The following is a 22,464-nucleotide window of genomic DNA, read 5'->3' on the forward strand; positions in this document are numbered from 1 at the left end:
CGCAAAAACGATCGAACCGGAGACATCGATGAATTCCGCCGCACCCGCTGTCGAACTCGCTAAGGCATTCGATCTACGCCGCCTCGACGCCTCGTTCTACGCCGATCCGTATCCGGTCTACGACGCGCTGCGCACGCACGAGCCGGTGAAGCGCATGCCGGACGGGTCGCTCTTCCTCACGCGCTATCGCGACATCCAGGCCGTGTATCGCGACGCAAAAGCGTTCAGTTCCGACAAGACCGTCGAGTTCGGCCCGAAGTACGGTCCATCGACGCCGCTCTACGCGCATCACACGACGAGCCTCGTCTTCAACGACGCCCCGCGCCACACGCGCGTGCGCAAGCTGATCGCGGGCGCATTGACGGCGCGCGCGATTGCGGCGATGGAACCGGGCCTGATCGCGCTCGTCGATGGCCTGCTCGATCGCGCACAAGAACGCGGCCAGTTCGACCTGATCGACGGTTTCGCGTCGGCGATTCCGGTCGAGGTGATCGGCAACCTGCTCGACGTGCCGCACAACGAGCGCGAACCGCTGCGCGACTGGTCGCTCGCGATCCTCGGCGCTTTGGAGCCGTCGCTGACGCCGGAGCAGGAAGCGCGCGGCAACCGGGCGGTGAGCGAGTTCATCGAGTACTTGAAGGGATTGGTCGAAAAGCGCCGCGCGCGTCCCGGCGATCCGCAGCACGACGTGCTCACGCGCCTGATCCAGGGCGAGGCTGACGGCGAGCGCCTCGACGAGGCCGAACTGCTGCACAACTGCATCTTCATCCTGAACGCCGGGCACGAGACGACGACGAACCTGATCGGCAACGGTCTCGTGCTGCTCGCGGCTTGGCCCGGCGAACGCGAGCGGCTGCGGCGCGAACCGGCGCTGCTGGACAGCGCGATTGAAGAGTGCCTGCGCTTCGAGAGTTCGAATCAGCTCGGCAACCGGATCGCGGTGGCAGATACGGCGATTGGTGACATGCCTGTCGCGCGCGGAACGCCGGTGACGCTGTGCATCGGCGCGGCCAATCGCGATCCTGCGCAGTTTCCCGAGCCAGATCGTTTCGATATCGGCCGCGAGCCGAACCGGCATCTCGCGTTCGGCTTCGGAATTCACCAGTGCGCGGGGTTGTCGCTCGCGCGGCTGGAGGCGCGTATCGCGATCGGGAGATTTGTCGCGCGCTTTCCGGAATATCGCGTGGCCGGCGAGCCGAAGCGCGCGGCGCGGGCGCGCTTTCGCGGATTCGTCAGCGTTCCTGTTGCGCTCGTTTGACCCGATTCAACGCATCACGCGCGCCGGATCGACATCCCAATAAGGCGGCTCGCCGAAGCGCTCGGTCAGGAAGTCGATGAACGCGAGCGTCTTCGGCGGCACGAAAGCGCGGCTCGGATACACCGCCCAGATCGCGACGGTTTCCGCGAGTGGATAGTCGTCGAGCACGGTCACGAGTTCGCCGCTCGCGATCAGCGGCGCGACGCTCCACGTCGACTTGAGGCCGATGCCGAAGCCCGCTGCGAGCGCATCGCGGATCACCTCGCCGTTGTCCGTCACGAGCCGCCCCGCGACGCGCACGTCGATCGTGCCCGCCGGCGTGACGAAGGCCCAGTTGCGCTGGTCGGCGAGGATGACGCATTCGTGCTGCGCGAGATCGGCCGGATGGCGCGGCGTGCCGTGCGCCGCCAGATACGCCGGCGACGCGCACAGCACGCGCCGGTTGGTCGCGAGCTTGCGGGCGACGAGCGTCGAATCCTTCAGCGCGCCAATGCGGATCGCGAGGTCGATGCCCTCATCGACGAGATCGACGAGCTGGTCCGTCAGCCGCAATTCGAGCGACACGCCCGGAAACTGCCGCAGGAACGCGGGAATCAGCGGCGAAACGTGCTGCCGGCCGAGCGACGACGGCATCGTTACGCGCAGCCGTCCGTGCGGCTCGGCGAGCGCGCGGCCGACCGATGCGCGGGCGGCATCGGCGGCATCGAGCAGTTGTTGCGCGTGCGCAGCGAAGATTTCGCCCTCCTGCGTCATGCTCACGCGGCGCGTCGTGCGATGCAAAAGGCGCGCGCCGAGCGTGCGTTCGAGGCCCGCCAGCCGCGCGCTCGCCGCCGCCGCCGACAACCCGAACTCCCGCCCCGCCAACGATACGTTCGCCAGCGCAGCCGCGCGCACGAACAGCGCGACGTCCAGCAGATCGAGGCGGGAAGTATCGTCCGGGACTGTCATTCTCTTTTTTTTCAGAATAATGTTTCAGTCATTATGACGGTTTTAAAAGAGGAAGGATCGGCTTACGATCGACTTCAGAACATCCCCTGGAGCCCGAAATGAAAGCCATCGCCCTGACGCGCTATCTCCCGATCTCGAACCCCGAATCGCTGATCGACATCGAACTCGACGAACCCATGCCCACCGGCCGCGACCTGCTCGTGAAAATCGAGGCGATCGCCGTGAACCCGGTCGATACAAAGGTCCGCGCGCCGAAGGACACCGTTGAAAAGGCGCCGCGCGTGCTCGGGTGGGACGCGGCGGGCGTCGTCGAAGCGGTCGGCCCGGACGCGACGCTGTTCAAGCCGGGCGACGCCGTCTACTACGCGGGCAGCATCACGCGGCAGGGCGCGAACAGCGAGTTCCATCTCGTCGACGAGCGGATCGTCGGCGCGAAGCCGAAATCGCTCGATTTCACATGCGCGGCGGCGCTTCCGCTCACGACCATCACCGCGTGGGAAGCGCTGTTCGAGCGCCTCGGCGTCTCGCCGGAAGGCGCGGACGAGGGCAAGTCAGTGCTGATCGTCGGCGGCGCGGGCGGGGTCGGGTCGATCGGCATCCAGCTCGCGAAGAAGGTCGCGAAGCTGAAGGTGATCGCCACCGCGTCGCGCCCGGAATCGGCGAAATGGGCGACGGAGCTGGGCGCGGACCATATCGTCAACCATTTCGACGACATCCCGCAGCAACTGAAAGCGATCGGCCAGGAGCAAGTCGACTACGTGCTGATCTTCAACGACTCCGACAGGCATTTCCCGGCCGCCGCCGCTGTCATCAAGCCGCAGGGCCACATTTGTTCGATCGTGGAAAACAGCGAACCGCTCGACATCGGGCTCTTGAAGGCGAAGAGCGCTGCGTTCCATTGGGAATTCATGTTCACGCGCTCGATGTTCGGCACGCCGGACATGATCGAGCAGCACAAGCTGCTCTCGGAAGTGGCGCGGCTGATCGACGCAGGCACGCTCAAGACGACGCTCGGCCGCGACCTCGGGCGCATCGATGCGGCGAACCTGCGCGAGGCGCATCGCCTCTTGGAAGAAGGGCGCGCGATCGGCAAGCTGGTTTTGACGGGTTTTTGACCGGCATCAGCGCTTTTCATATGCCTGACGGCCGACGCGGGTTATCCCTAGGGCCGCCGGGCGTGCGCCGCGCTAGACTGGTTCGGCTCACCAATACGGGCAGCGCGATTTTGCGCCGGCCCGTCTTGCGTGACGACCCACTTCGGAGGTGCCGGCATGAATCGTCGTCTGAACGTTTGTCGCTCTCGAGCCGGTTTCACGGCGCTCGCGCTGTACGGCGCTTTTCTTTCCACATCGGCGTTTGCCACGCCCGGCATCAAGGTCCAGGAAGAAGCCGCCAACGACGGACCGATCAAATACACCGTGAAGATGGCGTCGAAAACCTTCGGCAACGAACAGGAAACGCGCACGATCCGCTCGGGCCAGACGGACGACTTCACTTGGCAGAGCGCGGCGCCCGGTGGCGCGCAGCCGGTTCCCGACGATTGTCCGAACGTCGCGAGTCTCGCGCGCAACGCGGAAGGCGCGGCGGTGCGGCAGGTGCAGATCCGCTTCGCGTCGGTGGTCGCTGATAACGGTTCGGCGAACGTTCAACTCAGCTTCCAGGCGCGCGCGCCGAAGGGCACGAGCAAGGTCACGGTGGGTGGCAAGGCGCTGCAATGTCCGGTCGAGACACGTCTCTCGCAGATCGTGCGCTTCACGATGCCGACGACGGGCGGTTCCAAGATGGTCACGCTCAGCGACGGCACGCAACTGACCGTTAGCGCGAGCCGCAAGTAACTCAGCAGATCAGGGCCTTCCTTCGGGGAGGCCTTTTATTTGCCCTTGACATGCAACTAACGGTCGATTTTTTAGCCGTCTCCGAGCTACCTTCGAAAAGACCTGCAAAGTCCCAAGCAGGCAGTCATCGGACGAAATTGCCTGAAAAACGGCAATGATTACAGCCTGACAACAATCCAGGCACGGTCCGACGCACCCCCAAGCCCCTCATCCTCTGGCACGTTTCCTGCGAGCTTCCGAACGCTCCTGGCCGCCTATCCACGGCGTTTTTACGACAACCCCCAACGCGCACCGACTCAGGTTCGAGCGAGGAATCGCGATGCCGCACATGATCTGGAAAGGCGCGATCAGCTTCGGGCTGGTCCACGTGCCCGTGCAACTCTATCCGGCGACGCAGTCTGAGAAAGTCGGTTTCAATCTGCTCGACAAGCGGTCGATGGACCCCATCGGTTACAAGCAGATCAACAAGAACACCGGCAAGGAAGTCACGCGCGACAACATCGTCCGGGGCTTCGAGTACGAGAAGGGCAAGTACGTCGTCATGACCGACGCGGAAATCCGCTCGGCCAATCCGGAATCGACCCAAACGGTCGAAATCCTCGCGTTCATCGAGGCGCCGGAAATCTCGTTTCTCTCGCTCGATACACCGTACTACCTCGCCCCTGACCGCAAGGGCGAGAAGGTCTACGCGCTCCTGCGCGACGCGCTGAAGGACACCGGCAAGATCGGCATTGCGAGCGTCGTGCTGCACAACAAGCAGCATCTCGCCGCGTTGATCCCGGTCGGTCCTGCGCTCGCGCTGAACACGTTGCGCTGGGCCGACGAAGTGCGCGACTTCGATCAATTCAAGTTCCCGCCCGAGGACACCAAGAAGGCCGGTGTCACGCCAAAGGAACTCGACATGGCGAAGCGACTGATCGACGACATGAGCGACAACTGGGACCCGGCCAAGTATCACGACACGTTCCGCGAAGACATCATGGCGCTTGTCGACCGGAAGGTGCATGAAGGCAAAACGGCCGAAGTGGCGGAAGTGGAGGATAAGGGCGAGGGCAAGTCGTCGGCGGAGATTCTCGATCTGTCCGATTTGCTCAAGCGCAGTCTTAAACAAGGCAAGCCCGCGACGAAGCGCGGCGCGGCAGCAGCGGCGGACGATGTCGAGGAAGCAAAGACTCCCGCGCGCCCCGCCCGGAAGACTGCCACACGCCGCAAACGCGCATAGCACCTGAACGAGCGCAACCGAAAATGTCAGGAAAACTCGAAACCTACCAGCGCATGCGCCGCTTCGACGAGACGTCCGAGCCGTCGGGCGCGGTCGCGTCGAAGAAGGCGGCCAGAAAGACCGCTGCGAAGGTCAAGACATCGAAGGTGAAAGCCCACGCGCTCTCGTTCGTGATTCAGGAACACGACGCGCGGCGTCTGCACTATGACTTCCGTCTCGAACTCGACGGCACGCTCAAGTCGTGGGCTGTGCCGAAAGGTCCGAGCCTCGACCCCTCGGTGAAGCGGTTGGCCGTTCACGTCGAGGACCATCCGCTCGACTACGGCTCTTTCGAAGGCGTGATTCCCGAGGGCAATTACGGCGCGGGCAGCGTGATCGTCTGGGATCGCGGGACGTGGGAGCCGCAGACGGGCACGATCGAAGAAGCGGCCGGATCGTACGCGAAGGGCAAGTTGAAATTCCGGCTCGACGGCGAAAAGCTGCACGGCGGCTTCACGCTCGTGAAGAGCCACATGCGCGGCAACGGCGACAAGGAACAATGGCTTCTCATCAAGGAACGCGATGAAGACGCTCGCAACGAAGCCGACTACGACGTCCTGCTGAAGCGCCCCGGCAGCGTGCTGACCGATTCGCTCGGCGCGCGCAACAAGCGCGGCGAGGTCATCGAGCGCACGGAGCGCAAGACGGTGGCGAAGAAAACCTCGAAAGCTCCGGCGAAAAAGCCGACGAAGGACGACCGCCCCGATATTGTCGCGAATCGCAATACGGAGTCGCTGCGCACGTTGTCGCACGAGCCATCGGTAGAGGGCGCCGTGAAGGCCAGGCTCCCCGCGACGTTCAAGCCGCAACTCGCCACACTCGTCGATGCCGCACCGCCCAGCGGCGACTGGACCTATGAGATCAAGTTCGACGGCTATCGCGTGCTGGCGCGCATCGACCGGTCGGCGGCGGCGTCGAAAGCGGTGCAGATGTGGACGCGCAACGGCAACGACTGGACCGCGAAGTTCGGCAAGCAGGTCAAGTCGCTGCAACAGCTCGACATCGAGAGCGCGTGGCTCGACGGCGAGGCAGTCGTGCTCGACGATCGCGGCCTGCCGGATTTTCAGGCGCTGCAAAACGCGTTCGACGTGGGACGGCCGCAGGACATCGTCGTCTACTGGTTCGACGTTCCTTTTCTCAACGGCTACGACCTGCGGCAGGTGCCGCTCGTGCAGCGGCGAGCGATCCTGAAGGCGCTGCTCGAAGCCGTCGACGATCCGGTGCTGCGTTTCTCCGAAGACTTCGCGTTCAAGGCCGACGACCTGCTCAAAAGCGCGTGCGACATGGCGCTCGAAGGCATCATCGGCAAGCGCCAGGACAGCACCTACGTGTCGGGCCGCAGCAATTCGTGGATCAAGCTCAAATGCCGGCGGCGCCAGGAATTCGTGATTGGCGGCTATTCGGAGCCGGCTGGCAGCCGTGGACATTTCGGCGCGCTCCTGCTCGGCGTCCATGACGAGGCGGGCAAGCTGCAATACGCCGGTCGCGTCGGCACAGGCTTCGACCAATCGACGCTGCACGACATCAAGAAGGAACTCGACAAGCGCGAGACCGCGAAGATGCCGTTCGCGCGCGAGCCGGTCGAGCGCAGCCGCACGCGCGTGCACTGGGTGAAGCCGGAACTCGTCGCGGAATGCAATTTCGCTGAATGGACCAAGGAGCGCATCGTGCGGCAAGCATCGTTCGTGAGTCTGCGTGACGACAAGCCGGCGCGGCAGATCGTCAAGGAAGAGCCGAAGCCGGCAGAGAAGGTCGAGGCGGAGCAGGCGCAGAAGCCGGCGAAGAAGGCGGCTGCCAAAACCGCCGCCACCGGTAAAACCGCCGCCACTGCCAAAACCGTCGCGAAGAAAACCGCCGGTAAGGACACGACCACCGTCGCCGGTGTGAAGATCAGCCACCCGGAGCGCGTGCTCGACAAAACGAGCAGCATCCGCAAGATTGATATCGTCGAGTATTACGAGTCGGTCGCCGAGTGGATGTTGCCGCACTTAAAGGACCGTCCCGTCTCGCTCGTGCGCGCGCCCGACGACATCGCTGGCGAGCTCTTCTTCCAGAAGCACAGCGCGCGGCTTGCAATCCCGCACATCACGCAGCATCCCGACGTCGATCCCGGGCATCCGCCGCTCCTGACGATCGAATCGGCCGGGGCGCTCGTCGGCACCGCGCAGATGGGCACCGTCGAGCTGCACACGTGGAACGCCGTCGCATCCGATATCGAGAAGCCCGACCGCATGGTCTTCGATCTCGATCCGGGCGAGGGCGTCGGCTGGCCGCGCATGATCGAGGCGGCGCGGCTCACGAAGGAACTGCTCGCGGAGCTCGGGCTGGAGTCGTTCTGCAAGACGAGTGGCGGCAAGGGCTTTCACGTCGTCGTGCCGATCGCGAAGCAGGCCGGCTGGGACGAGGTGAAGGGCTTTTCGCAGGCCGTCGCGCAGCACATGGCGAACACGCTGCCGAAGCTCTTCTCCGCGAAAATGGGCATGCAGAACCGCAAGGGCAAGATTTTCGTCGACTATCTGCGCAACAACCGCGGTTCCAGCACGGTCGCCGCGTTCTCGCTGCGCGCGCGACCGGGGATGGGCGCATCGGTGACGATCGACTGGAGTGAGCTCGATGAAATCAAAAGCGGCGATCAGTGGAACATCCGCAACGTCCACGAACGGCTCGACGCGCTCGGCGCCGATCCCTGGGCGGGTTACGGCAAGAAGCGGCAGCGCCTGACCGTCGCGATGAAAAAGCGCCTGGGCCTCGATGGCGCGGGCAAGTAAATACAAAAGTGGAGGCTCACATGAAGCAATCGACAACCGATCAACAAAAGCCCGAGGACGACACTCCTTTGCCGCACGAAGCGGACCAGAGCGTCGAGTCGCAGAACGAGGAGGGCACGCGCAAGGTGGGTGAGCAGGCGCATCGCGATGTGGAGCGCGGACTGGTCGATACGGACCGGCGCGGCGGCGACGAGTACCAGAAAAGCACCCAGCGCGACGAGCACGCGAACGTGAACAGCGACGACAAGAGCGAGCCGGTTGACCCGGACAATTCGTGAGTGCGTGGCAAAGGGCGCGACCGTTGCGTAGAATGAATCGGCGATGAGTGGTGTTACGAAAACGTAAGACTGCTGCGATGGGCGGCGCTTTGCAGGGAATCGGCAGTCGGAAATCTCTGCGCTACCGCGCATGTCTAATCGCAAAAGCGCTTGATGTCCAGCGTGAAATGTAGTGGACAAAACCGATGTCAGCCCACGGCATCGAAACCGAATGGAACATGCAACACGATCTCCTGATCCGTCTGAAGGATGAAACCGCCGCGTGCCACACGCGCCTCGAGAACGCGCTCGACCTGATGCGCAACGACTGGTCGCGCGAAGAGTATGTCGCGCTGCTCGAACGGTTTTTCGGCTACGTCGCCGTGTGGGAGGACGCGGTGGGCATGCGACTGCCCGCGCACCTGCAGGTGTTTTTCGACGCTCGCCGCAAGGCCGCCTCGCTCGCCGACGACCTTGCCGTCCTGACGGGCGATCAGCACCGCGCCGCCGCCGTGCCGCTCGCAAACGAAAGCGCCACGCTCCCCGCACTCGATACGACCGGCCGCGTCTTCGGTTCGATGTACGTGATGGAGGGCTCGACGCTCGGTGGCCGCTTCATCGCGCCGCACGTCGCGGGGCTCTTCGGCCTGACGCACGGCCGAGGCAACGCCTATTTCGACGGCTATGGCCCGCGCACGGGCAGCATGTGGAAAGCGTTCCGCGAGACAGCCTCGGCGACCGTGCCCGCCGATCAATACGATGACGCCGTCGCCGCCGCCATCGCGACCTTCGATGGCCTGCACGCGTGGCTTGCTGGCGCGCGTGTCGCGCCGGGAGCGCTCGCATGAGCACGGATTCGCCTGCGCCATCGAAGGGCCGTCCCGCCTTCGCACCGCTGCCCGATGGAGAAGCGCGCCGCCGCACGCTCGAATCGGGCGTCGCGAACGGCGACTGCGACGCCGAGCCGATCCACATCCCCGGCGGCATCCAGCCGCACGGCTATCTGCTGACGGTCTCCGACGACCTCCACATCCTCCAGGCGAGCGACAACCTCGCGACGCTCACCGGCCAGCCGGTCGAGACGCTGCTCGGCCAGCCGATCGACGTGCTGCTCGGCCGTCCGAGCGCGGAGCGGCTCGCGCAAGCGGCATCGACCGCGGAACTCGAAGCGGCGCCGCTTTATCTCGGCGTCGTCGAGAATCCGCTGCACGACGCGGCCGCCATCGAAAGCGATGCCGAATTCGACGTCACGCTGCATCGGCATGACGGTAATCTGATCGTCGAGCTGGAAGTGGCGCGCCATCTGCACGACGACGTCTTCGCCGCGATGTATCCGCTCGTGCGCACGTTCACGCGCAGCCTTCAGGACGTCGCGACCGTCGCCGAGCTCGCGCGCCTCGCCGTGCAGGAAGTGCGTGCGATCACGGGTTTCGGGCGCGTGATGCTGTATCGCTTCGACGAGGAAGGCCGCAGCAACGTGCTCGCCGAAGAGCGCGACGACAGCTACGCGTCGTTCCTGAACCAGTGGTTCCCGGCCTCCGACATCCCGCGACAGGCGCGCGCGCTGTATCTGCGCAACCGCATCCGGCTGGTCGCGAACGTCGATTACACGCCTGCGCGCCTCGTGCCGGCGGTGAACCCCGTCACCGGCCGCCCGACCGATCTCAGCTACGCGACGCTGCGCAGCTTTTCGCCCGTCCATCTCGAATACATGCGCAACATGGGCACGCATGCGTCGATGTCGGTGTCGATCGTCGTTCGCGGGCACTTGTGGGGCCTGATTTCCTGCCACGATCACAGCCCGCGGCTCGTGCCGTTCGAAGTGCGCATGGCGGTCGAGCATCTGGGGCACATCCTGTCGCTGCAGATCGAGGCAAAGGAAGAGCGCGCCGAGGCCAACTATCTGCTCAGCCTGCGCCGCACGGTGTCGCATCTGATCAGCGCGATGGGCGAGCACGACGATTTCGTCGAGGGCCTGTGCGCCGCGCCCGACGACATGCAAGGCTTCGCATCGGCGACGGGCGCGGCGATCGTCGTCGATGACAAGGTGACGCTCTTCGGCGCCACGCCCGACGAGGACACGCTCCGCGCGCTCACACTGTGGCTCGCCGAGAACACGACGGGCATCTACGCGACTGACGCGCTGCCGCAAGCGTGGCCGCCCGCCGCAGAGCACACCGAGACCGCGTGCGGCGTGCTGGCCGTGCCGGTCTCGCAGATCTTCCGCAATTATTTGCTTTGGTTCCGGCCCGAGGTGATCCGCACGATCGAATGGGCGGGCGAGCCGATCAAGCTGCGCGCCCCAGACGGTGCAAACGCGCCGCGCACCGACTTCAGCCCGTGGGTCGAGACCGTGCGCAATCTGTCGCCGGCTTGGCGGCCGGTCGAGATCGAGATCGCCAACGAGTTTCGCGCAGCCATGCTCAATGTCGTGCTGCGGCACGCGGAGGAGCGCGCGCAGTTCGCGACCGATCTCGCGCGCGCGAACAAGGAACTCGAAGCGTTTTCGTATTCGGTCTCGCACGACCTGCGCGCGCCGTTGCGGCACATCGCGGGCTACGGCGACCTCTTGCGTGAGCAGGAAGGCGAGCGCATGTCGGACCGCAGCCTGCGCTTTCTGAACAACATGCTGCAGTCAGCGCGCTTCGCCGGCACGCTCGTCGACGACCTGCTGATGTTCTCGCAGATGGGCCGCGCAGCGCTGCGCCCCGGCACCGTCGACATGAACCAGTTGCTGAAGTCGGTCGTCGGCGAGTTCGCGCCGGATACTGCCGGGCGCGACGTCGAGTGGGTGATCGGCGACTTGCCGAGCGTCACCGCCGACGCCACGTTCCTGCAACTCGCGCTGCGTAACCTGCTCTCGAACGCGGTGAAATATACGCGCACGCGAGAATCGGCGAAAATTGAGATATTTGCGGACACAACGGCAACCGAAACCATCGTCGGCGTGCGTGACAACGGCGTCGGCTTCGACATGAAATACGTCGGCAAGCTCTTCGGCGTGTTCCAGCGGCTGCATCGCGCCGAGGAATTCGACGGCACCGGCATCGGACTTGCCAACGTGCGCCGCATCATCGAGCGGCACGACGGCCGGACCTGGGCCGAAGGAAGTGTCGGCGAGGGCGCCACGTTCTATTTTTCGTTGCCACTCGTGTTCAGGAAAGAACCGGGCGCGCGGCGCAAGCCACGCGCCGCATCCGAACCATCGTCAAAACCGGACCATGCTTAAACCAATCCTTCTCGTCGAAGACAACCCGAACGATCTCGAGCTCACGCTCGTCGCGCTCGACAAGAGCCAGCTAGCGAACGAAGTGATCATCGCGCGCGACGGCCAGGAAGCCATCGATTACCTTTTGAGCGAAGGCAACTGGGCCGGTCGCGTGCCGGGCAACCCGGCCGTGATCCTGCTCGACCTGAAGCTGCCGAAGATCGACGGCCTCGAAGTGCTCGAAACCATCCGCTCGAGCGGCACGCTGAAGAGCATTCCCGTCGTCATGCTGACATCGTCGCGGGAAGAGCAGGATCTCGTGCGCAGCTACGAGCTCGGCGTGAACGCCTATGTGGTCAAACCCGTCGAGTTTTCGGAATTCGTCGAGGCCATCGCCGATCTGGGCGTATTCTGGGCCGTACTCAACGAACCGCCGCCGGGCTCGATGCGCTTTCGCCGCCCGCTGGTGAACGAATGACGCGCATGCCGGTGATCATCGACTGCGCTTTCGCGCGAGCTTCTTCCTGCCAGGCCGTCTAGACCATGCAGCCTTTGCACCTGCTTCTTGTCGAAGACAACACGCTCGATGCGGAGCTGACGCTCGCCCAGCTTGAACGCGCCGATTATGCGGTCGATGCGCAGGTTGTCTACGACGAAGCCGAATTCGTGGCGCAACTGGAATCCAAGACGTTCGACGTGATCCTCGCCGACTTCGTCATGCCGACCTTCTCCGGCATCGAAGCGCTGACGATCGCGATCGAGCGCGCGCCCGATACGCCGTTCATCTTCGTGTCGGGGCTGCTCGGCGAGGAACACGCGGTCGAGATGCTCAAGCGCGGCGCGACCGATTACGTGCTGAAGCAACGCCTGCAGCGGTTGCCGGCCGTCGTCCGGCGTGCTCTGCGCGAAAGCGCGGAGCGTCAGCAGCGCATCGCGGTCGAGCGTGTGCTGCGCGAAACGGAGACGCACTTTCGGCTGCTGGTCGACGCGCTGAAGGACTACGCCGTCATCACGCTCGATCAGGAAGGCTGCATTCGCACGTGGAACGCGGCGTCGGAGCGGATTCTGGGTTATCCGGCGCAGGACGTCGTCGGCCGCTCGGCGAGCGTGTTCCTGAGCCCGGAAGATCGCGACGGCGGCGTCTTCGAAGAGGAACTCGCCACCGCGCGCCGCGAGGGCAGCGCGAGCGATGACCGCTGGCTCTGGCGCAAGGACGGCCATTCGTTCTTCGCCTCGGGCGTGACGACGGCGATCCGCACCGAGCATCTCGAACTGATCGGCTATTCGAAGATCATCCGCGACGCGACCGACGCCCACATGGCCGCCGACGCGCTGCGGCTCGCGAAGGAGCAGGCCGAGACCGCGAACCGCGCGAAGGACCATTTTCTCGCGGTGCTGTCGCACGAATTGCGCACGCCGCTCACGCCGATCCTTGCCGCCGTGCGCCTGCTCGAAATGAAGCGCCAGTTGCCGGAGGACGCGCATCCGACGCTCGACTTGATCCGCCGCAACGTCGAGCTGGAGGCGCGCCTGATCGACGATCTGCTCGATTTGACGAGCATCGCGCGCGGCAAGCTGAGTCTCAATTTCACGAACGTCGCGCTCGATACGCTGATGACGAGCGCGCTCGACATGTCCATCTCCGACCTGCGAGTGAAAGGGCTCGCGCTCGAGACGCGCTTCGAGGCGGCGGCATCGCTCGTACTCGGCGATGCCGCGCGCCTGCAGCAGATCGTCTGGAACCTGATGAAGAACGCGGTCAAGTTCACGCCGGCCGACGGACGCATCGAAGTGCGGACGTGGAACCCCGATGCATCGACGATTGCAGTGGCTGTCGAGGACAGCGGCATCGGCATCAGTGCGGAGGCGTTGCCGCGCATCTTCTCGGCGTTCGAACAAGCCGACGATTCGATCACGCGCGCGTTCGGCGGCTTGGGCTTGGGCCTCGCGATCGCCAGCACGCTCGCGCAGAAGCACGGCGGCACGTTGACTGCGCAAAGCGAAGGGCGCGACAAGGGCGCGCGCTTCACGCTGACTTTGCCGCTCGCGAAGGCGGAGCCCGAGTACGAAAGCTCGCCGCATGCCGCCACACAGACGGACGATATCGTGCGGTCGCTGAACGTGCTGCTCGTCGAGGACAACGAGTACACGTCGTCGGCGATGGCGGAGGTGCTCGAAGTGCTCGGCCACAAGGTGTCGGTCGCGACGACCGTCGCCGAGGCGCTTGCGTTCGCGAAGAATGATCCGTTTGACCTGCTCGTCAGCGACATCGGCTTGCCCGACGGCAGCGGGCTCGATATCGCGCGCGCGTGGCAGGGATTGCAGCCGGGTCGGCCGTCGGTCGCGATCACCGGCTACGGCATGGACGAGGACATCCGGCGCTGCCGCGAAGCCGGCTTTGACGACCACCTGACGAAGCCCGTCAACTTCGCGCGTCTCGAAGCGCTGATTCACACCCTCGCGAAAAAACCCGCCGACGAGTGATCCGGCGCCGCTTGGTGGAATTTTGTGCGGGACGTGTCGCGGGGTTGTCGATTTTGCGGAGAATGGAACGTCGTAGTGTTGGAGCGTCTGGCATCGCGCTGGCGCATCCCGACTATTTCCGACCTTTCTTCACAGGAGTTGCCGTCATGTCCACACCCGCCGTCAAGCCGATCCCCGCAGACATGCACACGCTGACCCCGCACCTCGTGTGCGCGGGCGCCGCCGAGGCCATCGCGTTCTACGTCAAGGCGTTCAATGCCGTGGAACTGGTCCGGCTGCCCGCGCCGAACGGCAAGCTGATGCACGCGTCGTTGAAGATCGGCGATTCGACGCTGATGCTCGTCGATGAAATGCCGGATTGCGGTGCGCTCGGGCCGAAGTCGCTGAAGGGGTCGCCGGTGACGATCCATATGTACGTCGAGGACGTCGATGCCGCCGTCGCGCAGGCCGTCGCCGCCGGCGCGACATTGACGATGCCCGTCGCCGACATGTTCTGGGGCGACCGCTACGGGCAGGTCGAGGACCCGTTCGGACACCGCTGGTCGGTCGCGACGCACAAGCGCGACGTGACGCCCGGCGAGATGCAGGAAGCGATGTCGAAGATGTTTCAGTAAGCTGCCGACGCATATCCGTTGAGGAACTGCCATGCAAAAGATCGCCAACTGCCTCTGGTTCGACGGGCGGGCCGAAGAGGCCGCGCAGTTCTACACCGGCGTGTTCCGCCACTCGCGTATCGGCGATGTGATGCGTTATGGCGAAGCGGGGCCGGGGGAAAAGGGGAGCGTGCTGTCCGTATCGTTCGAACTGGACGGCGTGGAATTCATGGCGCTCAACGGCGGGCCGGCTTTCACGTTTTCGCCGGCTATTTCGTTCTTCGTGAAGTGCGAGACGCAGGATGAAGTCGATGGGTACTGGGATAAGCTCGCCGCGGGCGGCCAGCCGCAGCAGTGCGGATGGGTAACAGACCGCTTCGACGTGTCGTGGCAGATCGTGCCGGTATCGCTCGGGAAGATGCTGCAGGACGAGGACCCGGCGAAATCGACCCGGGTCATGCAGGCGATGCTGAAGATGGTGAAGCTTGATCTGGCCGGGCTGGAGAGGGCTTATCGGGGGGAGTAACGGGCTTTGGGCCGACGTGGTCTTGCTCGCTTACCACCTGAGTTCGGCGTCGTTGTCGTTGGGAAATTCGCCTAGAAGGAGTGTGTCGTCGCCTTCGCGCGCGAGGGCTTCGCTGGCTTCAGCCCAACTATCGCGCAGGTTTCTCGGCGGACGGCGCGGCACAAGCGCATCGTTTTCGACCCGCATCTCCACTTCGTTCTCGATTCCGAGACGCGCCAGAATCGGCTTCGGAATCAGAACGCCTTGGGAATTCCCGATCCTGGGTAATGTCGTCCTCATTATTGAGGCTTCAGCTAACTATGTGGCGATATTCGACCGATCATTATCGGCTTGGTTCTACTTCCCCCGCTCCACCAGTTTCCCCGTCAAAAACCGATGCTCCGGCGAGAACAGCCGCCGATAAGTCATCACCACCGCCCCGACCGTCCCCAGCGCCGACGCCGCCGCGATCAGAAACATGATCACGATCTGATACCGCACCGCCTGCAACGGCGATTGCCCCGCGAGCACTTGCCCCGTCATCATCCCCGGCAAGCTGACGAGCCCGACGACTGCCATTTGGTTGAGCGTCGGAATCATGCCCGCTCGCACCGCCTGTCGAGCGGGTCCCCGCGCCGCCTCCCAGCGCGTTGCGCCGAGCGCCAGCGACATCTCCACCGCGCCGCGTCCGGCCGTCAATTCCTCCGTCATCCGTTCGATCCCGAGCGACACGCCCGTCAGCGTATTGCCGAGAATCATGCCGAGGATCGGAATCGCGTATTGCGGCTCGTACCACGGGTGGATGCGGATCACGACGAAGAGCCCAAACGCCCCGACGATCCACGTGCTCGCCCAGATCGACGCGATGCTGTCCACGCGCTGCCCGGCGTAAGTCCGTCGTCCGCGATTCGACGCCGAAAATCCCGCGATCAGCGTCATTACGACCATCAGCGGCAGCACGACATACCAGCGGTCGAATTCGAAGACCCAGCCGAGCACATAACCGATCAGCAGCAGCTGCACGACCGTGCGCACCGCCGCCCACGCGAGTTTGCGCTCCAGATCCAGCTTGAGCGCCACCGACAGCGCCCCATTCACCACAATCAGTGCCGCCGCGAGTCCGATATCGACGAGGCTCAGATTTTGATAACCGTTCATGGCGTGCCCTCGGTCAGCTTTCCGGCGACCATCGTGAGTTGTCGCGCGCCTACGCGCCGCGTCTGCTCGGGATCGTGCGAGACCCAGATGCTCGCGCGCCCCGCGTGCTCGGCGAACCATGCGTCGACGAGCGCCTCGATTTCGCGCGTCGAGGCCGGATCGAGCGATGCGGTCGGCTCGTCGAGCAGCAGCACGTCGGGTGCGAGCTGCAATACGCGGATCAGCGCGGCGATCTGCGCCTCGCCACCGGACAGGTCGCTCGCGCGCTTGTCGAGAAAATCCTCGCCACGGCTCGCCGCGGACGCGAGCCGCGCCACCGCCGCGCGATCGAACCGCACGTCGCGATAGACCTTGAGCCCGAACGGATAGCGCAGATTGTCCTCGACCGAGCCGTCGAGCATCGCGGGCCGTTGCGCGATATACGCGACGCGTCGCCGGTAAGCCGGCACGCCTGCGCGCGCGATCGGGTTGCCGCGCCAGAGAATTCGGCCGGCATCGATGGGATCGAGCAGCGCCAGCGCGCGCAGGAAAACGCTCTTTCCCGACCCGGACGGACCGGTGATGACGGCACGGTCGCCTTCCTGCAGCGTGAAATCGGTTGGGAAAAGCAGCGTCGCGTGGCGCGCCGGGTCGCGGCGCTCGATGCCGGAGGCGGCGACCAGCGCGCCGCGTGTCGAGGACGATGCGGGAGAGTCGGGCATCGGAATCATGGATCGAGTGAGGTGAGCGATCTTACGTCGAATCGGCTGTGGAAGTGCGCCACGTATCGCCGGGCACGCTGCGTGCTGCGCGTAGTCCAATCAGAAATAACGTCGGAGCTGTCATGGTTCAAGGCAGGAAAATCGGAAAAATCGTCGCGTGGTTTTTTGGCATTTTGGCGCTGCTGGTCGCGGTGCTCGTCGTCGTTTTCCTGACTTTCGACTGGAATCGCGCGCGTCCGTGGGTTGACGACAAGGTCTCGCAGGCCATCGGCCGGCAGTTTCACATCACAGGCGATCTGAAACTCGGCTGGCAACGGCCGGTCACCGAAACTGGCTGGAAACGCTGGGTGCCGTGGCCGCGTTTCACCGCGCAAAAAATCACCGTGGCGAATCCCGAATGGGCGAAGCAACCCTATTTCGCGACGCTCGACGAGATCAATTTCCAGGTCGCGCTATTGCCGCTGCTCGCCCACGACATCGTGATTCCGAGCATCAACCTGGTCAATCCGGCGGTCGATCTGGAGCGCCTGAAAGACAACCGCAACAACTGGACGTTCAAGTTCAAACAATCATCCGAGCCGTCCACCTGGAATCTGCGGCTGCACGACATCGCGTTTGCCAAGGGCAATATCGCCTATGCCGATGAAGTCACCAAAGCCGATATGCAGGCTGTCGTCGATACGCTCGGGCAGGCTGTGCCGATCGGCGAGGTCATGAAACAACAGGAAGAGGCGTCGCGGAAATCGTCGGCGGAAATGGTCGGCAAGAGCGGCGCCCAGAAGCTCGACAAGCAGGCGACCGCTGCGGCGGCATCGGAAGCGTCGGCGGCATCGGCTGCGTCCGCCGCGGCTGCGGCGAGCGGCGAGAAGGCGAATCCGGCGAGCACGTCGGCGGCCAACAGCATCACGACCAAGGAAGGCCCGAAGCCGCCGGTGCCGCCGTACGGCATCGGCTGGACGCTGAAGGGCACGTATAACAAGACGGCCGTATCGGGCGAAGGGAAGGTCGGCGGCGTGCTCGCCGTGCAGGACGCAGAGCGCCCGTTCCCCGTGCAGGCGGACGTGCGGATCGGCGATACGCATATCGCGCTCGTCGGGACCGTGACCGATCCGGCGCATCTCGCCGCGCTCGATCTGCGGCTGTGGCTGCAGGGCGTCAGCATGGCGCATCTCTATCCGATCACCGGCGTGACGCTCCCCGAGACGCCGCCGTACGCGACCGAAGGGCGGCTCGTCGGCCAGTTCAGGAAAGAGGGCAGCGTCTTCAAGTACGAGAATTTCACGGGACGTGTGGGCGGCAGCGATATCAATGGCTCGCTGGTGTACGCGGGCCGGAAGCCGCGGCCGTTGCTCTCGGGCGAACTGGTGTCGCGACTGCTGCAGTTTTCCGACCTGGCGCCGATCATCGGGGCCGATTCCAACGCGAGCAAGGCGAAGCGGGGCGAGGACAAGAAGCAGCCGTCGAACAAGGCACTGCCGACGGAGGAGTTCAAGACCGACCGCTGGAAGGCGATCGATACCGATGTGAAATTCACCGGCCGTCGCATCATCAAGGACCCGGACCTGCCAATCACCGATCTCTACACACACGTCATCATGAAGGACGGCGTGCTGTCGCTCGAGCCGCTGAAATTTGGCGTGGCGGGCGGGTCGCTTGCGTCGAATATTCACCTCGACGGCAGCGCGACGCCGCTCAAGGGCCGCGTCTCGACGCAGGCGCGTCACCTGAAACTGAAGCAGCTATTCCCCAACGTGAAGACGATGCAGTCGGCGCTCGGCGAAGTGAACGGTGACGCGGCGCTTTCGGCGACGGGCAATTCGCCGGCGGCGCTTGCGGCGACATCGAACGGGGAGGTGAAGGCGCTGATCACCGATGGCACCGTGAGCCGGCTCTACATGGAGGCGGCCGGGCTGAACGTGGCGAACGTGGTCTACGAAAAGCTGTGGGGCAAGCGCGACGTGAAGATCAACTGCGCGGCGGCGGACTTCGTAGTGACCGACGGCGTGCTGGACTCGCGCGTGTTCGCCCTCGATACCGACGACGCCGTAGTCAACGTCGACGGCAACATCGACCTCAAGACCGAAGCGATGGATCTCGGTATTCATCCGCATACGAAGGGCTTGCGTATATTTTCGCTGCGCTCGCCGCTTTATGTGAAGGGGACGTTCAAGGATCCGCATGTGGGAGTGAGCGCAGGTGCGCTCGCGGTGCGCGGGGCGGCGGCGGTCGGGCTCGGGCTGATCAATCCGTTCGCGGCGCTGATTCCGCTGATCGCGCCGAGCAACAACAAGCCGCTTCCGTGTCAGCAGATGCTTGCGGATATTCGCACAGCGCCGAATGCGCCGCCCGCAGGGCAGCAGCAGAAGGCTAAGGCGGCGCCTTCTTATTTGCCGGCTGATCAGGGTGGGGCGTCGGCTCCTAAGGCGGTGGCGCCGAAGAGCGTTTCGCCGTCGCCTGCGAGTGCGGCGCAGTATAAGGGGAGTTGAGGGTAGCGAGGGGCGTGTTGGACTCACAACGCCCAACTGATTGAAGTGCGTGGCCGACCAACGACTTATCGAAGCAGCCCCATGCTTGCGAAGAAGGCTGTGCACAGAAAATGTGGACAATCTCCCTCGTCGAGCGAGGCCCAAAGGCTCTTTAATCTGATAGCTGAATCGCTGCCACTTCATTCGGTCGGTGCAGGATGGCGGCACCGCTCATGCTTATGCGCAACGCGCGTTATGGTCTTGTCTCGGACATTACGTAAGCTTTCGCTGTTGCAACCTCCTAGAGACGATTACTTCTTGCCCGCCTTCGTGCGGGCTTTTTTTCGCCTGCTATCGCTCAATTCGGAAATTACTCAGACACTCGTACGCGCACGTTCGTCCGGGACGATCGTATGATTAGAGTTCCTTACAACGGGCTTAGGAGAATGAACATTCAGGTGAGACACGTAGCAGCGACCGCTATGACAGCCGCCGTAGTAGGAAGCAGTTTGGCTTTTGCACAGCCAGCGGCTCCTCCACTAGAGCAGTCTAGTTCCCCGCAAGTGGGTGAAAAGGTGAGTCATATGATTTCCCGTCCGACGACCGCAATTGAATACGCTAAGAATCTTAAGTTTATTATTGACCATGATCTTCTATTACAAGATGATTTTTATACGGAAGCTAACCTAAAAGATGTATTCAATCTCGAAGAGGTCAGTATCACAAATAACGGCAGTACGCCGGAACGCTACATCTCCATAGCCGCTAACCCACCTGCCTATATATTCCCAAGAATAATGGCCTCGCCACTGTTTGGAGGTTCGGTTCCGGGTGCTACTTTAGTTGGAGGGAAAAGTAGTCACGCTCTCGGATTAATCACCGCAGGTATAAATTTTCAACTGACTGAGGATGGGCCGAGTTTTGTTGAAACTCAACAGATATTTGGAAATGATTTCGTTCTGTTTTCATCGCCGACGCCTCCTCCCCACGGCCCACTGGCTAATGCCTCAGCGCCTCATGGGAATGAGACATGGAGAAAAGAGGATTTCGCACATAATCAGAATAAGGTCGTAACGATAAGCTTCAATGCAGCGGCACAGCTTACCGGGATTACGGTAAAAGTAGACCAAAATAAAGGCGTGGAAAGGGATAACTAATATGACGGTAATACTTACGCAGAATGCTTTGAAGAAATTGATTAAAGTTTTTGGGTTGAATGAATCGTTGTACAACTCGATTGTTTCGGCTGCCGAAAAGTCACCGTTTCTCGCTGGCGCGCTGAATTCATTTTGTAGCAAGGAAGACTGGTCCTTCAAAATGGGTGTTGCAGGAAGCGGTGTTACTACAGACGCCTCTGCTAAGGTCATCAATTTTGACCCCTCATGGAACGAGTCACCGATTCTGTTTGCCACCACGCTCGCGCATGAAATGGGACATGCACTCCTTCCTGGCGGAACTGGAGGTAAAACCCCAACTAATCCGGCCGAAGCCGTCGCGAATGGATTAACCAATGAAGGCATTGCGATGGTGTCGGAGTACATCGTGGCAAACCAGTTGGGGCTTATCGGTGGTAGTGCAGGAACCATGCACTCGGACCCTAACAAGATAGTGACGCCGCAACTGGCTAAGCTTGCTGCCTCGCTGGGTATTAACCTCGCCAATGTGACGTACGAAATTGCCATGTCTCAATCATGGACAAAGCCGGGATCAAGCATGGTCGATACGGCGGGGCAATTCTACGGCACGATTCATCCATCTAACGCGCCGCTTCTTACTTACAAAGAATATTACGCCGACTGGTGGATACTGGGACATTGCCAAAAAAGCCCAAACTTGGTCGATTGGCAGAAAATGACCGGGCCAACCTTGACGTACCGAGAAACCCTCATTGGTGGCTCGACGGTCTGCGTGATCGACAGCAAGCCGATCCCCTTGAAGGATGGGGAAACGATAAGCCTCTCTGGTGAAGTGTCAATCAATGGCTTCGTGTCCGCGACCTATTTCGGCATTAGTAGTCAGATGACGGAAAAGGCCAAGTTTGACTATAACGGGTTCAAGACGCTGGACATCTTCTACACCAACGGCAAGGCGACCCAGCAGTTCGACTTCAAACTCGACAAGAGCTACACGAAGTACGACATTGCAGCGGACGGCTCGCAGACAGCAACACTTTACGGCGCGACCGGCCAAGTTACTGAGGTCGCTAAGTTCAATGCGACTGGCTTCAAGACTCAGGACATCTTTTATACCAACGGCAAGGCAACCCAGCAGTTCGACTTTAAACTCGACAAGAGCTACACGAAGTACGACATTGCAGCGGACGGCTCGCAGACGGCAACACTTTACGGCGTGACTGGCCAAATTACTGAGGTCGCGAAGTTCAACGCGAGCGGCTTCAAAGCGCAGGACATCTTCTACACGAACGGCAAAGCAACCCAGCAGTTCGACTTCAAACTCGACAAGAGCTACACGAAATACGACATTGCAGCAGATGGTTCGCAGACGGCGACAGTCTATGGCACGACCGGACAGATGATTGAACTTGCCAAATTCAATGCGACGGGCTTCAAAACGCAGGACATCTTTTACGCTAACGGAAAAGCGACCCAGCAGTTCGACTTCAAGCTCGACAAGAGCTATACGAAGTACGACATTGCAGCAGATGGTTCGCAGATAGCAACGCTTGTTGGCGTGTCGGGCCAAGTGACTGAGGTCGTGAAGTTCAGCGCCAGCGGTTTTAAGACGCAAGATATCTTTTACGCCAACGGAAAAGCAACCCAGCAGTTCGACTTCAAGCTCGACAAGAGCTACACGAAATACGACATTGCAGCGGACGGTTCGCAGATAGCAACACTTGTTGGCGTGTCGGGGCAGGTTACTGAGGTCGTGAAATTCAGCGCCAGCGGTTTTAAGACGCAGGACATCTTTTACGCCAATGGAAAAGCGACCCAGCAATTCGACTTCAAACTCGACAAGAGCTACACGAAGTATGACTTTGTTGTGGACGGTTCGCAGGTGGCAAC

19 protein-coding genes are annotated in these 22,464 nt (G+C 62.6%); 15 read left to right on the top strand and 4 right to left on the bottom strand.

Annotation, left to right across the window (positions count from 1 at the left end):
• The first annotated feature begins 28 nt into the window (after positions 1-28).
• Positions 29-1,258 (top strand): cytochrome P450, encoded by a 1,230-nt coding sequence (locus AWB67_RS22990; protein ID WP_087658529.1) that lies wholly within the window; start codon positions 29-31, stop codon positions 1,256-1,258.
• A 6-nt stretch (positions 1,259-1,264) separates the two neighbouring features.
• On the opposite strand, the gene AWB67_RS22995 is transcribed toward AWB67_RS22990, so the two are convergent.
• Positions 1,265-2,206 carry a LysR family transcriptional regulator gene (locus tag AWB67_RS22995; protein ID WP_087658530.1) on the bottom strand — a complete coding sequence of 314 codons (942 nt, stop codon included), beginning with the start codon at positions 2,204-2,206 and terminating at the stop codon, positions 1,265-1,267.
• 98 nt (positions 2,207-2,304) lie between these two features.
• Here AWB67_RS22995 and AWB67_RS23000 point away from each other — a divergent pair, with 98 nt between their 5' ends.
• The 11 genes from AWB67_RS23000 to AWB67_RS23050 all read left to right on the top strand — a co-directional run bounded on the left by AWB67_RS23000 (position 2,305) and on the right by AWB67_RS23050 (position 15,138).
• Entirely contained in the window at positions 2,305-3,321 is a 1,017-nt protein-coding gene (locus tag AWB67_RS23000) for a zinc-binding alcohol dehydrogenase family protein (RefSeq protein ID WP_087658531.1), read from the top strand.
• Between the two features lie 156 nt (positions 3,322-3,477).
• On the top strand, positions 3,478-4,041 hold the full coding sequence (locus AWB67_RS23005; RefSeq protein WP_087658532.1) for a DUF6013 family protein: 564 nt from the start codon (positions 3,478-3,480) through the stop codon (positions 4,039-4,041).
• A 319-nt stretch (positions 4,042-4,360) separates the two neighbouring features.
• Entirely contained in the window at positions 4,361-5,263 is a 903-nt protein-coding gene (gene ku, locus AWB67_RS23010; RefSeq protein WP_087658533.1) for a non-homologous end joining protein Ku, read from the top strand.
• A gap of 23 nt (positions 5,264-5,286) precedes the next feature.
• Positions 5,287-8,070 (top strand): DNA ligase D, encoded by a 2,784-nt coding sequence (gene ligD, locus AWB67_RS23015; RefSeq protein WP_087658534.1) that lies wholly within the window; start codon positions 5,287-5,289, stop codon positions 8,068-8,070.
• Between the two features lie 20 nt (positions 8,071-8,090).
• Entirely contained in the window at positions 8,091-8,348 is a 258-nt protein-coding gene (locus tag AWB67_RS23020; protein ID WP_235025263.1) for a hypothetical protein, read from the top strand.
• A 218-nt stretch (positions 8,349-8,566) separates the two neighbouring features.
• Positions 8,567-9,175, top strand: a complete 609-nt coding sequence (locus AWB67_RS23025; protein WP_087658548.1) for a biliverdin-producing heme oxygenase — start codon at positions 8,567-8,569, stop codon at positions 9,173-9,175.
• Positions 9,172-11,556: an ATP-binding protein gene (locus AWB67_RS23030; protein ID WP_087658536.1), complete on the top strand. Its 2,385-nt coding sequence runs from the start codon at positions 9,172-9,174 to the stop codon at positions 11,554-11,556. The genes AWB67_RS23025 and AWB67_RS23030 overlap by 4 nt, the downstream gene beginning before the upstream one ends.
• On the top strand, positions 11,549-12,013 hold the full coding sequence (locus AWB67_RS23035) for a response regulator (RefSeq protein ID WP_087658537.1): 465 nt from the start codon (positions 11,549-11,551) through the stop codon (positions 12,011-12,013). Before AWB67_RS23030 ends, AWB67_RS23035 begins: the two co-directional genes overlap by 8 nt.
• 65 nt (positions 12,014-12,078) lie before the next feature.
• Positions 12,079-14,019, top strand: a complete 1,941-nt coding sequence (locus tag AWB67_RS23040) for a response regulator (RefSeq protein ID WP_087658538.1) — start codon at positions 12,079-12,081, stop codon at positions 14,017-14,019.
• Positions 14,020-14,165: 146 nt separating this feature from the next.
• Positions 14,166-14,633, top strand: a complete 468-nt coding sequence (locus AWB67_RS23045; protein WP_087658539.1) for a VOC family protein — start codon at positions 14,166-14,168, stop codon at positions 14,631-14,633.
• Positions 14,634-14,664: 31 nt separating this feature from the next.
• Positions 14,665-15,138, top strand: coding sequence for a VOC family protein (locus AWB67_RS23050; RefSeq protein WP_087658540.1), 474 nt, complete (start codon positions 14,665-14,667; stop codon positions 15,136-15,138).
• A 30-nt stretch (positions 15,139-15,168) separates the two neighbouring features.
• Here the strand turns inward: AWB67_RS23050 and AWB67_RS23055 are convergent, their stop codons facing one another.
• The 3 genes from AWB67_RS23055 to AWB67_RS23065 are packed head-to-tail and all read right to left on the bottom strand — an operon-like array spanning position 15,169 to position 16,976.
• Positions 15,169-15,417 carry an AbrB/MazE/SpoVT family DNA-binding domain-containing protein gene (locus AWB67_RS23055; protein ID WP_087658541.1) on the bottom strand — a complete coding sequence of 83 codons (249 nt, stop codon included), beginning with the start codon at positions 15,415-15,417 and terminating at the stop codon, positions 15,169-15,171.
• Between the two features lie 57 nt (positions 15,418-15,474).
• Entirely contained in the window at positions 15,475-16,275 is an 801-nt protein-coding gene (locus AWB67_RS23060; RefSeq protein WP_087658542.1) for an ABC transporter permease, read from the bottom strand.
• Positions 16,272-16,976 (bottom strand): ABC transporter ATP-binding protein, encoded by a 705-nt coding sequence (locus AWB67_RS23065; protein ID WP_087658549.1) that lies wholly within the window; start codon positions 16,974-16,976, stop codon positions 16,272-16,274. Before AWB67_RS23065 ends, AWB67_RS23060 begins: the two co-directional genes overlap by 4 nt.
• A gap of 122 nt (positions 16,977-17,098) precedes the next feature.
• Between AWB67_RS23065 and AWB67_RS23070 the strand changes: the two genes are divergently transcribed.
• The 3 genes from AWB67_RS23070 to AWB67_RS23075 form a co-directional block, all read left to right on the top strand.
• Positions 17,099-19,462 carry an AsmA family protein gene (locus AWB67_RS23070; protein ID WP_087658543.1) on the top strand — a complete coding sequence of 788 codons (2,364 nt, stop codon included), beginning with the start codon at positions 17,099-17,101 and terminating at the stop codon, positions 19,460-19,462.
• Between the two features lie 461 nt (positions 19,463-19,923).
• The gene (locus AWB67_RS39645; protein WP_235025264.1) at positions 19,924-20,598 is read left to right on the top strand and encodes a hypothetical protein; all 675 of its coding nucleotides are present in this window, start codon (positions 19,924-19,926) and stop codon (positions 20,596-20,598) included.
• Position 20,599: 1 nt separating this feature from the next.
• Positions 20,600-22,464: hypothetical protein (locus AWB67_RS23075; protein WP_143328416.1), on the top strand; the 1,865-nt coding region annotated here is incomplete at its 3' end.

Origin of the sequence: Caballeronia terrestris, assembly GCF_001544515.1 — a bacterium.
GTDB classification, from domain to species: Bacteria; Pseudomonadota; Gammaproteobacteria; order Burkholderiales; family Burkholderiaceae; genus Caballeronia; species Caballeronia terrestris.